This window comes from Pseudonocardia sp. McavD-2-B (assembly GCF_024124365.1).
GTDB lineage: Bacteria > Actinomycetota > Actinomycetes > Mycobacteriales > Pseudonocardiaceae > Pseudonocardia > Pseudonocardia alni.
Map to the genome: position 1 here is coordinate 1 of NZ_JAMXSG010000146.1, position 14,372 is coordinate 14,372.

The following is a 14,372-nucleotide window of genomic DNA, read 5'->3' on the forward strand; positions in this document are numbered from 1 at the left end:
CGCTGCCCGGGCCGGCCGGTGTCCGGCCCTGACGCGCCTCCCGGCCGTGGCGACGGCGACGGGACGGGCGACCGCGCGGGGCCTCCTCCGGCTGACGGTGCTCGCCGCACTGGTGGCGTCGTCGACGGCGACGCAGGCACTCGCCGTCGTGGCTGCTGCGGGGGTGGTGCTGTGGGTCGGACCGGTCGCCGGGACCCTCACGAACGGCTCGACCGGGACGATCCGGGATGCGAGGCTTCTCCGGTGACCACGGAGCGCATCGACATCGCGCGTACGGCCGCCACCCCGCCGGTGAGCGACGTGCTGGCCGGGCTCGCGGCGGTCGGGCCGTTCTTCGAGCTGCTCGACGTCACCGAGGAGCGGGCCGACGGACGGTCGGTCCGCCCGTTCGCCGCCGTGCTCGCTCCCGACGCGCTGCTGGACCGGGTCGAACGGACCCGGGTGGGGCTCGGGGCCGAGCCGCCGCTGGGCCGGCGGATCGCCGCGTCGATCGCGGTGCAGGGGCTCGCGGCGAAGCTGCTGTCCGGGCCGGTCGCGGCGCTGGCCCTGCACGGTGTCCTGGTCGACCTGCGGCCGGAGACGCTGTGGTGGTCGGCCACGCCGCTGGGCGACGTCGTCGCGCTCGACCCGCCCCGGGTGGCGCGCTGCCCGTTCCCGGCGCCGGACGCGCTGGCCCCGCTGGTCGACGACGTGCTCACCCCGCTCGTGGAGATCGCGGGCGAGCGCTTCGGGGTGTCGGGGACGGTGCTGTGGGGCAACGTCGCGTCGTCGGTCGCGGGGGCGAAGCGGGTGCTCGACATCCAGCGCCCCGACGCCGCGGACGCCGTCGCCGCCGTCGCCGCGGACCTGCTGGAGCACCCCCGGCTGACCGGTACGGGGGAGCGGCGGGCCCCGGTGGCGCCGGACCACGCCTGGACGTTCCGGCGGCGGTCCTGCTGCCTGTACTACCGGGTGCCCGGCGGCAGCACCTGCGCCGACTGCGTCCTGGCGGATCTGCGCGGCGAGCCGGCGTCCGGCGACCCCACCGACTGACCCGGCCGCCCGGGTCGGCGGCGGGGTCAGCGGCGGCGGACGGTGCGCTGGATGCTGCGCATCTTGGCGCCCTGGGGCATCGGCCCCTTGGGCATCGCGGCCGAGCGGCTGCCGAGGGCGTTGAGCTTGCCCTCCAGGGAGTCCATCTCGGCGGCGGAGATGTTGCGGGGCAGCTTCATGAGGTGGCGCTGCAGGCCCTTGAGCGGGACCTGGCCCTCCTCGTTGCCCACGATCACGTCGTAGATCGGGGTGCTGCCGGCGACCCGCGCGGTGCGCTTCTTCTCCTGTGCGAGCAGGGTCTTCACCCGGTGCGGGGCCCCCTCGGCGACTAAGATGATCCCGGGCCGCCCGATGACCCGGTGCACCGCGTCGAGGTGGGTGGTGCCCGCGATGCCCTGGGTGATCCGCCACTGCCCGCGCATGTTGTCCAGCGCCCAGCCCGCGGCGCCCGGCTGCCCGTCGGCCTTCACGTAGATCGAGCGCTGGACGCGGCGACCGAAGATGCTGAACGCGGCCAGCGCGCCGATCAGGATACCGAAGGGCACGAAGAACCAGACCAGGCCCAGCAGCCACCCGATGAGCGTGACGACCACGATCGACCCGACGAACACGCCGATCATGATCGGGAGGAGCTTGGAGTCCTCCTTGCGCTGCATCTGGAACGCCTGCCAGATCTGCTGGCGACGCTGCTTCGACGCGGCCTTCTTCTGGGCCTTGAGCGCCTTCTTCTCTTCGGGCGAGGGCTTACGGGGCTTGCCGGGCATGTGACCAGCCTACTTCCGACCGGTGATCGACGGTGCGAGGAGGTCTCAGCCGCGTGCCAACAGGGAGCTGGCCTCCTGCGCGGCCGGGCCGGAGTCGGCCAGGTGCGCCAGGGCGGGGGAGAGCTCCTCGCCGCGGTGGGCCACGGTCTGGGCGTAGAGCCGGCCGGCCCGGTAGGACGAGCGCACCAGCGGCCCGGCCATCACCCCGGCGAAACCGATCTGCTCGGCGGCCGTCGAGTGCTCGACGAACTCCTCGGGCTTGACCCAGCGCTCCACCGGGTGGTGGCGCTTGGTCGGGCGCAGGTACTGGGTGATCGTGATGATCTCGCAGCCTGCGTCGTGCAGGTCCTGCAGCGCGGAGGTGACCTCGTCGGGGGTCTCGCCCATGCCGAGGATCAGGTTCGACTTGGTGACCAGACCGAACTCGCGGGCCTTGGTGATGACCTCCAGCGACCGGTCGTAGCGGAACGCCGGGCGGATCCGCTTGAAGATCCGCGGGACGGTCTCGAGGTTGTGCGCGAACACCTCGGGGCGCGACTCGAAGACCGGGGTCAGCTGGTCGTCGATCGAGTTGAAGTCCGGGGCGAGCAGCTCGACGCCGGTGCCCGGGTTCAGCTCGTGGATCTTGCGGACGGTCTCGGCGTAGAGCCAGGAGCCACCGTCGTCGAGGTCGTCGCGCGCGACGCCGGTGACGGTGGAGTAGCGCAGCCCCATCTGCTGCACCGACTCCGCGACCCGGCGCGGCTCGTCGGTGTCCAGGTCGGCCGGCTTGCCGGTGTCGATCTGGCAGAAGTCGCAGCGACGGGTGCACTGCTCCCCGCCGATCAGGAACGTCGCCTCCCGGTCCTCCCAGCACTCGTAGATGTTGGGGCAACCGGCCTCCTCACACACCGTGTGCAGGCCGCCCGACCGGACGAGACCCTTCAGTTCGGTGTACTGCGGACCGGTCTTGGCGCGGGTGCGGATCCAGGACGGCTTGCGCTCGATCGGGGTCTCGCTGTTGCGGACCTCGAGGCGGAGGAGCTTGCGGCCTTCGGGTGCGATGGTCACGCGTCCAGCCTACGCCCGGGGTCCGGTGTGATGCCGGTCGCGGCGGCCGTGACCTGCCACAACCTGCCCGCGAGCACCGGGTCCTGCGCGGCCGCCGAGCGCCGTGCCGGACCGGCAGGGCCGCGGGTCTCCCCGAGCCCGGTGGGGCCCAGGTAGTCGCCGCCGTGGACCGGCCCCGTCGCCGCGGCGAGCTGCGGCCCGACACCCTCGGACACCGGCGAGGTGAGCCAGCGCTCCCACGGGGCGAACAGCCGCGCCTGCAGCGTCGCGCCCCGCCGGAAGGAGTTCGCGAGCAGCGACGACTCGGTCATCCCCGGGTGCGCAGCCACCGAGAGCACCGGGTCCCCGGACAGCCGCAGCCGCCGGTCCAGCTCCGCGGCGAACAGCAGGTTCGCCAGTTTCGACGCGCCGTAGGCCGCGTTCGGGGACCAGCGCCGGCGCCGCCACCCCAGGTCGTCGGGGTCGAGCCGGCCGGTGCGGTGGCCGAGGCTGGACGTCGTGACGACCCGCGAGGGCCGCTCCGGGTCGCCGGCGGCCCGCAGCGCGGGCATCAGCAGCCAGGTCAGAGCGGCCGGCCCGAGGTGGTTGGTGCCGATCTGCAGCTCGAAACCGTCCGCGGTGTCCGCACGCGGGCCCATCGCGACGCCCGCGTTGTTGACGAGCACGTCCACCCGGTCCCCGGTGCGCTCCCGGATCTCCGCCGCCGCGGCCCGCACCGAGCCGAGGTCGGCGAGGTCCAGCAGCACCAGCTCACCACCGGCCCCGCGCACCGCGGCGCGGCCGCGGGTCACGTCGCGGGCGGTCATCAGCACCCGGGCCCCGGCCCTGGCCAACGCGGTGGACAGCGCGAGACCGAGCCCGGAGGTCGTGCCGGTGACGACGACGGTCCGGCCGGTCTGGTCGGGGAGCGGGTGCACGACGCGACCGTAGCGAGCGGGCCCCCGCGGCCGCCGCCGGTGGTCGGGCGGCGCGGGCGGGCCGGTGCGGCTAGCGTCGCGACCCGTGGACTTCCGGATCTTCACCGAGCCCCAGCAGGGCGCCCGCTACACCGACCTCCTGCGGGTCGCCCGCACCACGCAGGACGCCGGCTACGACGCGTTCTTCCGCTCCGACCACTTCCTCGTGATGGGCGACGGCAGCGGCGTCCCCGGCCCGACCGATGCGTGGGTGACCCTCGCCGCGCTCGGCCGCGAGACCGAGCGCATCCGGCTCGGCACCCTGGTCACCAGCGCGACGTTCCGGCTGCCCGGGCCGCTCGCCGTCGCCGTCGCGCAGGCCGACGACATGTCCGGCGGCCGCGTCGAGGTCGGGCTCGGCTCGGGCTGGTTCGAGGCCGAGCACCGGGCGCTGGGCATCCCGTTCCCGCCGCTCGCCGAGCGCTTCGAGATCCTCACCGAGCAGCTGGAGATCCTCACCGGGCTGTGGGCGACCCCGCTCGGCGGGCGCTTCACCCACCAGGGACGGCACTACACCGTCACCGACTCCCCGGCGCTGCCGCGCCCGGTGCAGGACGCGCCGCCGGTGATCGTCGGCGGGATGGGGAAAAGGAAGACCCCGGCGCTGGCCGCCCGGTTCGCCACCGAGTTCAACGTGCCGTTCCAGCAGCCCGAGGCCGTCGCCGCGCAGTTCGGCCGGGTTCGCGACGCGTGCACCGCCGCCGGGCGCGACCCGGGCTCGCTCACGTACTCGGTGGCGCAGATGCTGTGCCTGGGCAAGGACGACTCGGAGGTCGACCGCCGCGCGGCCGCGGTGGGCCGCGACGCCGCCGAGGTCCGCGCGAGCAGCCTCGCCGGCACCCCCGGCGAGATCGTCGACCGGCTCGGCCGGTGGGCCGAGGTCACCGGCACGACCCGGGTCTACCTGCAGGTCCTCGACCTGTCCGACCTCGCCCACATCGAGGACTTCGCCGCGACGGTGGTGCCCCAGCTCGCCTGAGGCACCCGGGGCCGGGGGATCAGCCCAGGCCGGACATCAGGTCGACCTGACGGACGACCGGGTGCTCGGCCACCGGCAGCCGGCCGTCGAGCGCGTCCAGCACGGCGGCGGCCGCCGGGACGGCGACCTCGTCGACGGTCACCTCCCGGTCCAGCTCCGCGGTCAGGGTGGTGACGCCGGCGTCGGCGATCCCGCACGGCACGATCTTCCCGAAGTCGCCCAGGTCGGCGTCGCAGTTGATCGCGAATCCGTGCTGGGTGACCCCGCCGGCGATCCGGACGCCGATCGCGGCGACCTTCCGCTCGGGGGTGAAGCCCTGCGCGGGCAGCCAGACGCCGGAGCGCCCCTCGACCCGGCCCGCGCTCGTCACGCCGAGATCGTGACAGACCCGGATGAGGGCCTCCTCCAGGCGGCGGACGTAGTCCACGACGTCCATCGGCTCACCGAGGGCGACGATCGGGTAGCCGACGAGCTGCCCCGGCCCGTGCCAGGTGATGCGCCCGCCGCGGTCGACGTCGACGACCGGGGTGCCGTCGGTGGGCCGGTCCTCCGGCCGGGTGCGCCGCCCCGCGGTGTAGACGGGCGGGTGCTCCAGCAGCATCAGCACGTCCGGCCCGCCGTCCTTACGGGCCTCGGCGTGCGCCTTCTGGGTGTCCCACGCCGCCTGGTACTCCACGCGCCCGAGCCGGTCGACCCGGACGTCGTCGGTTCCGGCGCGGCAGGACAGATGCGGTGCGGGCATGGCGGCGAGCTTACGCCGCGCCCAGCCGGGCGAGGACGGCCTGCGCGGCCCGGCGGCCGCTGACCAGCGCCCCCTGGGTGGACGGGGTGTCGCGGTGGTCGCCCGCGACGAACAGGTTCTCGCCGAGGTCGACGTCGCGGCGCACGGGGCGCCCCGCCTCGAACAGCGGCAGCGCCTCGTCGACCTGCGCGGTGTGCAGGTGCTCCCAGTCGTCGGTGCCGACACCCCAGATCCGGGCCAGCTCGCGGCGCACCGCGGGCTCGTCGGCCCCGGTGGACCCCGGGGTCCCGACGATCGAGGACGCCACCAGCGGGCGCCCGTCGGCGGAGTAGCCGGGCGCGGCCGCGGTCATCACCATCGTGTTGACGACCGGCCCGCCGGTGCCGTCCAGGTGCAGCAGCGGGGAGGCCGTCGGGGCCTGCGGCGGGACGTGGAAGAACGTGGTCAGCGCGTTCATCCGCGGCTCGGCGACCCCGGGGAGCAGCGCGGCGGCCGTTCTCGGGTCCGCCGCGACGACGACCGCCCGTGCGGACAGGGTGCCGTCGTCGGTGTCCAGGGCGGGGGCGGGGGCGCCGCGCACGGCGTGCACCCGCGTCCCGAGCGTCACGGTGCCCTCGGGCAGGGCCGCGGCCAGCCGCCGGGGCAGCGCCTCCATGCCGTCGTCGGGCACGACGATCGTGCCGAGGGCGAAGCTGCGCCACACCAGCCGCACGAACGCGGCCGAGGTCTCCAGCGCGGTCTCGGCGAGCACGCCGGACAGGAAGGGGCGCAGGAACCGGTCGGTGACCGCGCCGCCGAGCCCGGCGGCGTCGAGGTCGCGGGCGGCGGAGGAGCCGACCAGCGTCGCGGTCCGCGACGGCGGCGAGGCCAGCACCTTCGCCGTCCACGCGACGAGCTTGGCCTTCTCGATCGGGCCGAACAGGTCGTCCAGCGCGGTGGCCGGGGCGGATGCGGGGCGGCGCAGCGGGTTGACGAAGCGGTGCAGTGCGCCGTCGCCGGCCCGGATGGCGGCACCGGGCTCGAAGGGCCGCGCGGCCAGGGTGTCGAGCCCGTGCGGGGCGAGCGCGGCGTGCAGCGCCGGGTAGGAGGTGTTGAGCACCTGGAACCCGCGGTCGCAGCGGAACCCGTCGACGACGTCGGTCGCCATCCGCCCGCCGACCCGGTCGGCGGACTCCAGCACGCGCACGGTCAGCCCGTGCCGGTGCAGCACGGTGGCCGCGCGCAGGCCGGACAGGCCCGCCCCGACCACCAGGACGTCGACGTCGGACGGGATCATGACCCGACCGCGGCCGAGAGCGCGTCGCCGACGGTGTGGTGGCGGAACTGGAACCCGGCCTCGAGCAGCGCCGCAGGCACCGCCCGCTGGCCGCCGAGCAGCATCTCGCGGCCCATCTCGCCGAGCACGGTGGAGACCACCGGGCCGGGCACCGGGAACGGCGCGGGCCGCCCGACCGCCGCGGCCATCTCCTTGGTGAACTCGGCGTTGGTGACCGGCACCGGGCCGGTGACGTTCGCCGGTCCGGACAGCGCCTCGGTCTCGACGGCGAACCGGATCGCCGCGACCTGGTCGTCGAGGGAGACCCACGGCATGAACTGGGTGCCCCTGCCGATCCGCCCGCCGAGGAACCCCTTGAACAGCGGGCGCAGCATCGCGAGCAGCCCACCGGAGGGGGACAGGACCAGGCCGGTGCGGACGAGCACCACCCGGGCGCCGGCGTCCACGGCGGGAGCGGCGGCGGCCTCCCAGTCCCGGCACACGTCGGCGAGGAACCCCGAGCCCGACGGCGCGGACTCGTCGACGACGACCTGGCCGGTGTCGCCGTAGTAGCCGACGGCCGAGCCGCTGACCAGCACCGGGACCTTGTGCCGGGCCACGGCCTCGGCGAGGACGTCGGTCGGGACGTTGCGCGAGTCGCGGATCAGCTGCTTGCGGGCGCCGGTCCACGGCCGGTCGGCGATGCCGGCGCCGTTGAGGTTCACCACCGCGTCGACGCCGTCGAGGGTGCCGTCCTGGACGGTGCCGGCGGGCGGGTCCCAGCCGCGCTCGTCAGGGGCGGCGGGGGTGCGCCGCACCAGGCGCAGCACCTCGTGCCCCGCGCCCCGCAGATGGGCGACCAGGGCTGTTCCGATCAGTCCGGACGAACCGGCCACGACGACTCGCACGGCCGCGATCCTTCCCGGTCCCGGGCGGACGCGCGAGCCGGACATGCCGCGACCATCGTCACCCGGCCACCCGGACCGGTGACGACGGCGGCCCGCCCCGGGGGAACCGGGACGGGCCGCCGTGTGTCGCGGGGAGTGCCTACAGGCCGAGCTCGGCCTCGAAGGCACCCTCCTCCAGCCGGGCCTTGACCGCGGACAGGAAGCGGCCGGCGTCGGCGCCGTCGACCAGGCGGTGGTCGTAGGTCATCGGCAGGAAGCAGACCGAGCGGACGGCGATGACGTCGTCACCCTCGGGGCCGGTGACGACCTTCGGCTCCTTCGAGATGGCGCCGGTGCCCAGGATGGCGACCTGGGGCTGGTTGATGATCGGCGTGTCGAACAGCGCGCCCGCGGACCCGATGTTCGTGATCGTGAAGGTGCCGCCCGACAGCTCGTCCGGACCGATCTTGGAGTCGCGGGTGCGGGCCGCGACGTCGGCGATCTTCTTGGCGATCCCGGACAGCGACAGGTCGTCGGCGTCCTTGATCACCGGCACGAGCAGGCCGCGCGGTGTGTCCACGGCGATGCCCATGTGGACCGAGCCGTGGTAGGTGACCTGCTTGTTGTCCTCGGAGATCGAGGCGTTCAGCGACGGGAACGCCTTGAGCGCCTCGATGGTCGCCTTGGCGATGAACGCCAGGAAGGTGAGGTTGGCGCCCTCGCGACGCTTGAAGTCCTCCTTGACCCGGTTCCGCAGCTTGACGATGCGGGTGAGGTCGACCTCCTGGACGGTGGTCAGCTGCGCCGAGGTCGCGAGCGACTCGTTCATCCGCTGCGCGATGACCTGGCGCAGGCGCGGAAGCTTGACCGTGGTGCCCGGCTCCGGTGCGTTGTCCGCGCGGGTCGGGACGGCCTTCGGCTCCTGGGGCGCGCCACCGGAGGCGGGCTGCGCCGCCGGGGCGGACGGCTTCTCCTGCGCCGGGGCCTTCGCCTGCTCGGCGGCGGCGAGGACGTCCTGCTTGCGGATGCGGCCGCCGACGCCGGAGCCGGTGACCGAGTCGAGGTCGACGCCGTGCTCCTGGGCCAGCTTGCGCACCAGCGGGGTCACGTAGGGCTTCTCGCCCGAACCCGAGCCCGAGCCGTTCGAGGAGGGCTCGATCCTCCCGGCGGGGGAGTCCTCGGAGCCGGCCGGGGCCTTCTCCTGCTTCTCCTCGGCCTTGGGGTGCTCGGCCTTCGGCTCCGGCTTCGGCTCGGCCTTCGGAGCCTCCTTCTTCGGCTCCTCCTCCTTCTTCTTCTTCTTCTCCGGAGCCTTCTCCTGCTTCGGCGCCTCGTCCTGCGCCGGGGCGGCGGAGCCGTCGCCGACCAGCGCGAGCTGCGCGCCGACCTCGACGGTCTCGTCCTCGGCGACGGTGTGCTCGAGCACGGTGCCCGCGACCGGCGAGGGGATCTCGGTGTCGACCTTGTCGGTGGAGACCTCGAGCAGCGGCTCGTCGACCTCGACGGCGTCGCCGACCTGCTTGAGCCAGCGGGTCACGGTGCCCTCGGTGACCGACTCGCCGAGCTCGGGCATCGTGACCGGCGTGCCGGAGCCCCCACCGGACGACGAGCCACCGGAGGACGGCTCCGGGGCCTCCTCCTCGGCCTGCTCCGGCTCCGGCTCGGGCTCCGCCTCGGGCTCCGCGGGCTCCTCGGCCTTCCCGGAGGAGTCGGAGTCGGACGAACCGGCGTCGTCGGCCTCGTCGGCGTCGCCGATGACGGCGAGCTCGCCGCCGACCTCGACCGTGTCGTCCTCGCCCGCGATGATGCGCTTCAGGACGCCCGCGGCGGGCGACGGGATCTCCGTGTCGACCTTGTCGGTCGAGACCTCGAGCAACGGCTCGTCGACCTCGACGGTGTCGCCCTCGGCCTTGAGCCAGCGGGTGACGGTGCCCTCGGTGACACTCTCGCCCAGGGCGGGCATCTCAACGGTGACGGCCATGTCGGGTGGAGCTCCTCTTGTTCCGCGTGGGTGTTCGGGTTGTGGGGCCGGGATCAGCCGTGGGTGTGCAGCGGTCTCCCGGCCAGGGCGAGGTGGGCCTCTCCGAGGGCCTCGCTCTGTGTGGGGTGGGCGTGGATCAGGGCGGCGACGTCGGTGGGCAGAGCCTCCCAGTTGTAGACCAGTTGTGCCTCCCCGACGAGCTCCCCGATCCGGGAGCCCACCATGTGCACGCCGAGGACGCGTCCGCCCTGTCCGGCGGGCCCCTGGGCGACGAGCTTGACCGCGCCGGAGGTCTGCAGGATCTGCGACTTCCCGTTGCCGGCCAGGTCGTAGGTCAGGGTGTGCACCTCGCCGTGGAGGTCCCGCGCGGCCTGCTCGGTCAGCCCGACCGAGGCGACCTCGGGGTCGCAGTAGGTGACGCGCGGGATGCCGTCGTCGGTGACGGGGCGGGGTGCGAGCCCCGCGACGTCCTCGGCGACGAAGATCCCGTGGGCGAAGCCGCGGTGGGCGAGCTGCAGGCCGGGGGTGACGTCCCCGACGGCGTACACGCCGTCGAGATTCGTGCGCAGCCGCTCGTCGACGGTCACGACGCCGCCGTCCATCGCGACGCCGGCCTCGGCGAAGCCGTGACCGGTGGTGTTGGGGCCGCGGCCGACCGCGACCAGCAGCAGGTCGGCCTCGATCTCCTCACCGGACTCCAGCGACACGGTGACTGTGTCGCCGCTGCGGGTCGCCTTCGCGAACCGCACCCCGGTGCGGGTGGTGATCCGGCGCCGCCGGAACGCCCGGGCCAGCTGGGTGGAGCAGAACTCGTCCTCGTTCGGCACGAGCCGCGGCAGCGCCTCGACGATCGTGACCTCGGCCCCGAACGAGCGCCACACGCTGGCGAACTCGACGCCGATCACGCCGCCGCCGAGCACGACGACCCGGCGCGGGGCCTCGTCGAGGGAGATCGCGGCGTCGGAGGTGACGACGCGGTCGTCCAGCTCCAGGCCGGGCAGTGACCGGGCGTAGGAGCCGGTGGCGAGCACGACGTGGCGGCCGGTGATGCGCTCGTCGCCGACCCGGACGGTGCCGGGGCCCTCCAGGGTGCCGGCACCGGGCACCACGGTGATCCCGCGCGAGGCGACCAGGCCCTGCAGGCCCTTGTACAGCCGGGAGACCACGCCGTCCTTGTAGGCGTTCACCCCGGCCATGTCGACGCCGTCGAACGTGGAACGGATACCGACCTGCGCGCCGTCGCGGGCGTGGTCGGCCACCTCGGCCGCGTGCAGCAGCGCCTTGGTGGGAATGCAGCCGCGGTGCAGACAGGTGCCGCCGAGCTTGTCCTTCTCGACCAGGACCACCGACAGGCCCAGCTCCGCGGCCCGCAGCGCGCACGCGTAGCCGCCGGAGCCGCCGCCCAGGATCACCAGGTCGGCGGAACGAGCGTCCGGGTCGGACACCGATCAGCTCCCTCCGGGGGTCACCGCCGGTGGACCGGCTCCGCCGGACGGGACCCCGCTACGCGGCGCCCATCTTGTCATCCGGCCGCGACTGCGCCAGTGGGGTGTCGGGAGCAAATCCGTGATCCCGTTCGTTGGGCACTCGGAGCTACCGTGTCCGGTTCGTAGGGGTGCGACCGGATCGACGAGAGGACGACGCGCATGGGTCTGCTCGACCTGTTCCGGTCACGTGGACCGTCGGGCCCCAGGTCCGGCCGGGGATCCGGCTCCGGCGGGAGGCGTGGCGCATACGCGGAGGGGGAGGCCCACCTGCGTGAGTGGTCGGCCGCCCGGATCGGGGTCGAGGCCTTCGTCGAACCGCGCACGACCGTGACGGAGACGACGGTGGTCTTCGTCGCCCACGACGGCGAGTGGACCCGCAGGCGGGTCGCGAACCCGAACGCGGCGAAGAAGCTGGCCCGCTCGCTGCAGATGCCGATCTACGACGTGCAGCTCGTCGGGTACCCGAACCGGATGCGCGAGCACGACGCCCGCGACCGCGCCCTGCGCAAGCGCGAGCGCCAGGAGCGGATGCTGCGCGAGCTGCGGGCCAAGGACCGCGACGCCTGACCCGTCCGGTCAGGGGCGCAGCGAGCGGGTGCGCCGCTCGCCGAGCGCCCGCATCGCGGGCTCCAGGCGCAGCGCGGGTCCGGGGGCCAGCGCGGTGAGGCGCAGCAGCGCACCCCGCCAGGCGGGAAGCGTCCGGTAGATCCGGCCGGTGCCGAACATCCCGACCAGCGCCGTCGCGACCTGTTCGGGGGTGACCAGCACCCCGGACCGCACGAGCGCCTGGCCCTGGCCCCCGGGCGTCATCGAGCGCAGCAGCTCGGTGTTCACCCCGTCCGGGCAGACCGCGTGCACCCCGATGCCCTCCCGGCGCACCTCCGAGGCCAGCGCGGACACCATCGACAGGGCGCCCGCCTTCGACGCCGCGTACACCGACAGGCCCGGAACCGGGCCGAGGCCGGACAGCGACACGGTCACACCGATCTCGCCGCCCCGGGCGGTCCCCGCCGCCGCCTGCTCGCGGAACGCGGCCACCGCGGCCCGGGCACCCCAGATCGGGCCCAGCAGGTTGACCTCGACCAGAGCGCGGGCGCGGGCCTCGGCGATGTCGGTGACGGTGCCGTCGAAGCCGACGCCGGCGTTGCTCACCCAGGCGCCCAGCGGCGCGAGCTCGCGGGCCCGGGCCACCGCCACCGCGGACGCGGCCGGGTCGGTGACGTCGCAGGCGGTGCCGGCGGCCGCCCCGATCCGGGTCGCGGTGGCCTGCGCCGCGGCCTCGTCGAGATCGGTGACCAGCACCCGGTAGCCGCGCCCGACGAGCTCGCGGGCGATCTGCTCGCCGATGCCGCGGGCCGCGCCGGTGACCACCGCGGAACGGGGGGCGTGCGCGGGGACCTCGTGTCGACGACGCTGCCGGCTCATGGGCGGCAGTATGCCCTACCCGTGGGTAACCCCCGGTCCGGTGTCGCCGCCCGGATCCGGTCCGGCCAGACTCGGGCCCCGTGACGGCCGCGATGCACCTGCCCCGCTTCCTCGTCCGCCAGCGGATCACCCTCGGCGTGAACCGCTACGACGTGCACGCCGCGAACCCCGACGGCAGCGCGGGCGCGCTCATGGCGTTCGCGCAGCAGAAGCGGTTCGCCTTCAAGGAGCAGGTGACCTTCTGGTCCGACGACAGCCGCTCCCGCGCGGTGTTCTCCTTCCGCGCCCGCCAGCGTCTCGACGTCCGCGCCGAGCACGACGTCCTCGACGAGCACGGCCGGGTGATCGGAACCTTCGGCAAGCGGTTCGGGGCGAGTCTGCTGCGCTCGACCTGGACGCTCACCGCGCCGGGCGTCGCCGCGACCGGGCGCGAGCGCAGCCTCGGCGTCGCCCTGCTGCGCCGGGTGGCCGAGAACCTGCCGCTGCCGTACCACTTCGACGTCACCGAGGACTCCGGCGGCTCGCTGCTGATGAGCAGCGACCGGCGGTGGTCGCTGCGCGACTCCTACGACGTCTCCGTCCCGGACCCGCGCATCGACTTCCGCCTGGCCGCCGCCTTCGCCGTCGCGCTGGACGCGTTGCAGGACCGCTGAACCGGGGTCAGCCGTTCGCCGCCACGTCCTCCAGGAACGCGAGCAGGGTGCGCACCGGCACCCCCGTGCCGCCCTTGGTGGTGTAGCCGCGCGGCCCGCCGGTGTTGAACGACGGCCCGGCGATGTCGATGTGCGCCCACGGCAGCCCGGCGGGCACGAACTCCTTGAGGAACGTGCCGGCCAGCAGCATCCCGGCGAACCGCTGCCCGCTGACGTTGCTGATGTCGGCCACCCGCGAGTCCAGCTCGCCGCGCAGGTACTCCGGCAGCGGCATCGCCCAGGCGTCCTCGCCGACGGCGGTGCCGTGCGCGGCGACCCGGTCGCGCAGCTCGTCCGACCCCATCACCCCGGCGGTGCGCATGCCGAGCGCGACGAGCTGGGCGCCGGTCAGCGTCGAGGTCTCCACCAGGTAGTCGGGGTCGTCCTGGGCGGCACGGACGATCGCGTCGGCGAGGATCAGCCGTCCCTCGGCGTCGGTGTTGAGCACCTCGACGGTGGTCCCGCCGAACATGGTCAGCACGTCGCCGGGCTTGTACGCCGTCGACGACGGCATGTTCTCCGCCATCGGTACGGTCGCGGTCACCGTGACCGGCAGCTCCAGCTTCGCGGCGAGCACGACGGTCGCGACGACCGCGGCCGCCCCGCCCATGTCCGAGGTCATGTCGGCCATGCCGGCGTTGGGCTTGAGCGAGATGCCGCCGGTGTCGAAGGTGATGCCCTTGCCGACGAGCGCGACCCGCTTCGACGCGGCCGGGCCGCCGTTCCAGGTCAGGCGCACCAGCCGGGGCGGGTTCGCCGACCCCTTCCCGACGCCGGTGACGCCGCCGTAGCCGTTCTCCCGCAGCCCGGCGTCGTCGAGGACCTCGGTGACCAGCCCGGCGCGCTCGCCCAGCGCCACCGCATGCGCCGCGAAGGTCTCCGGGACCAGCACGTTCGGCGCGGTGTTGACCAGGTCCCGGGCGGTGGCGACGGCCTCGGCGACGAGGGTCGCCCGCCGCACGGCCGCGTCGTCGGCGCCGGTGAACGACCAGCTGCCGACCGGGGCGGCCGCGGCGTCGGTGGAGGTCCGGTGCCGGTCGAAGCGGTGGCCGCCGAGGACGGCGCCGACGACCGCGGCCTCGGCGTCGAGGGCGGACAGCGTGCTCAGCACCGAGCCGGTCCCGG

The 14,372-nt window shown here is 74.5% G+C and carries 15 protein-coding genes; 5 read left to right on the forward strand and 10 right to left on the reverse strand.

Translation table 11 applies throughout. From position 1 onward, the window contains the following. Both NH602_RS18710 and NH602_RS31970 read left to right on the forward strand, forming a co-directional pair. A partial coding sequence (locus tag NH602_RS18710) for a hypothetical protein (RefSeq protein WP_253068474.1) occupies positions 1–247 on the forward strand: 247 nt, incomplete at its 5' end. Continuing rightward, positions 244–1,032: a (2Fe-2S)-binding protein gene (locus tag NH602_RS31970; RefSeq protein ID WP_253068475.1), complete on the forward strand. Its 789-nt coding sequence runs from the start codon at positions 244–246 to the stop codon at positions 1,030–1,032. The genes NH602_RS18710 and NH602_RS31970, both read left to right, overlap by 4 nt. Before the next feature lie 26 nt (positions 1,033–1,058). Here the strand turns inward: NH602_RS31970 and NH602_RS18720 are convergent, their stop codons facing one another. From NH602_RS18720 to NH602_RS18730, 3 genes are read right to left on the reverse strand one after another with little or no spacing between them, the layout of a single operon-like run. Then, on the reverse strand, positions 1,059–1,796 hold the full coding sequence (locus NH602_RS18720; RefSeq protein ID WP_253068476.1) for a DUF4191 domain-containing protein: 738 nt from the start codon (positions 1,794–1,796) through the stop codon (positions 1,059–1,061). 45 nt (positions 1,797–1,841) lie between these two features. After that, the gene (gene lipA / locus NH602_RS18725; RefSeq protein WP_062395976.1) at positions 1,842–2,846 is read right to left on the reverse strand and encodes a lipoyl synthase; all 1,005 of its coding nucleotides are present in this window, start codon (positions 2,844–2,846) and stop codon (positions 1,842–1,844) included. Next, complete coding sequence (locus NH602_RS18730) at positions 2,843–3,763, reverse strand: SDR family NAD(P)-dependent oxidoreductase (RefSeq protein WP_179762420.1); 921 nt, start codon at positions 3,761–3,763, stop codon at positions 2,843–2,845. The genes lipA and NH602_RS18730 overlap by 4 nt, the downstream gene beginning before the upstream one ends. Before the next feature lie 85 nt (positions 3,764–3,848). Here NH602_RS18730 and NH602_RS18735 point away from each other — a divergent pair, with 85 nt between their 5' ends. After that, positions 3,849–4,781: an LLM class F420-dependent oxidoreductase gene (locus tag NH602_RS18735; protein WP_161151949.1), complete on the forward strand. Its 933-nt coding sequence runs from the start codon at positions 3,849–3,851 to the stop codon at positions 4,779–4,781. Between the two features lie 19 nt (positions 4,782–4,800). On the opposite strand, the gene lipB is transcribed toward NH602_RS18735, so the two are convergent. The 5 genes from lipB to lpdA form a co-directional block, all read right to left on the reverse strand. Further along, the gene (gene lipB / locus NH602_RS18740) at positions 4,801–5,523 is read right to left on the reverse strand and encodes a lipoyl(octanoyl) transferase LipB (RefSeq protein WP_253068477.1); all 723 of its coding nucleotides are present in this window, start codon (positions 5,521–5,523) and stop codon (positions 4,801–4,803) included. 10 nt (positions 5,524–5,533) lie between these two features. Next, a complete protein-coding gene (locus tag NH602_RS18745) occupies positions 5,534–6,799 on the reverse strand; it encodes an NAD(P)/FAD-dependent oxidoreductase (RefSeq protein WP_253068478.1) in 1,266 nt (421 codons plus the stop codon). Beyond that, positions 6,796–7,686, reverse strand: a complete 891-nt coding sequence (locus NH602_RS18750; protein ID WP_073574156.1) for a TIGR01777 family oxidoreductase — start codon at positions 7,684–7,686, stop codon at positions 6,796–6,798. The genes NH602_RS18745 and NH602_RS18750 overlap by 4 nt, the downstream gene beginning before the upstream one ends. Before the next feature lie 139 nt (positions 7,687–7,825). Then, positions 7,826–9,643: a 2-oxoglutarate dehydrogenase, E2 component, dihydrolipoamide succinyltransferase gene (gene sucB, locus NH602_RS18755; protein ID WP_253068479.1), complete on the reverse strand. Its 1,818-nt coding sequence runs from the start codon at positions 9,641–9,643 to the stop codon at positions 7,826–7,828. Positions 9,644–9,696: 53 nt separating this feature from the next. Next, positions 9,697–11,088 carry a dihydrolipoyl dehydrogenase gene (gene lpdA, locus NH602_RS18760; protein WP_073574154.1) on the reverse strand — a complete coding sequence of 464 codons (1,392 nt, stop codon included), beginning with the start codon at positions 11,086–11,088 and terminating at the stop codon, positions 9,697–9,699. A 369-nt stretch (positions 11,089–11,457) separates the two neighbouring features. Here lpdA and NH602_RS18765 point away from each other — a divergent pair, with 369 nt between their 5' ends. Continuing rightward, positions 11,458–11,697 carry a hypothetical protein gene (locus tag NH602_RS18765; protein ID WP_237453788.1) on the forward strand — a complete coding sequence of 80 codons (240 nt, stop codon included), beginning with the start codon at positions 11,458–11,460 and terminating at the stop codon, positions 11,695–11,697. A 9-nt stretch (positions 11,698–11,706) separates the two neighbouring features. On the opposite strand, the gene NH602_RS18770 is transcribed toward NH602_RS18765, so the two are convergent. Beyond that, complete coding sequence (locus NH602_RS18770) at positions 11,707–12,555, reverse strand: SDR family oxidoreductase (RefSeq protein WP_179762423.1); 849 nt, start codon at positions 12,553–12,555, stop codon at positions 11,707–11,709. Positions 12,556–12,635: 80 nt separating this feature from the next. Here NH602_RS18770 and NH602_RS18775 point away from each other — a divergent pair, with 80 nt between their 5' ends. After that, a complete protein-coding gene (locus tag NH602_RS18775) occupies positions 12,636–13,208 on the forward strand; it encodes a hypothetical protein (RefSeq protein ID WP_217266848.1) in 573 nt (190 codons plus the stop codon). 7 nt (positions 13,209–13,215) lie between these two features. Here NH602_RS18775 and NH602_RS18780 read toward each other — a convergent pair. Continuing rightward, on the reverse strand, positions 13,216–14,372 hold a 1,157-nt coding region (locus NH602_RS18780), incomplete at its 5' end, for a leucyl aminopeptidase (RefSeq protein WP_253068480.1).

Excerpts from the sequence above, each read along its gene's own strand:
- sucB (WP_253068479.1), bottom strand. The coding sequence starts at position 9,643 with ATGGCCGTCACCGTTGAGATGCCCGCCCTGGGCGAGAGTGTCACCGAG.
- NH602_RS18745 (WP_253068478.1), bottom strand. The coding sequence starts at position 6,799 with ATGATCCCGTCCGACGTCGACGTCCTGGTGGTCGGGGCGGGCCTGTCC.
- NH602_RS18770 (WP_179762423.1), bottom strand. The coding sequence starts at position 12,555 with ATGAGCCGGCAGCGTCGTCGACACGAGGTCCCCGCGCACGCCCCCCGT.
- lipB (WP_253068477.1), bottom strand. The coding sequence starts at position 5,523 with ATGCCCGCACCGCATCTGTCCTGCCGCGCCGGAACCGACGACGTCCGG.
- NH602_RS18720 (WP_253068476.1), bottom strand. The coding sequence starts at position 1,796 with ATGCCCGGCAAGCCCCGTAAGCCCTCGCCCGAAGAGAAGAAGGCGCTC.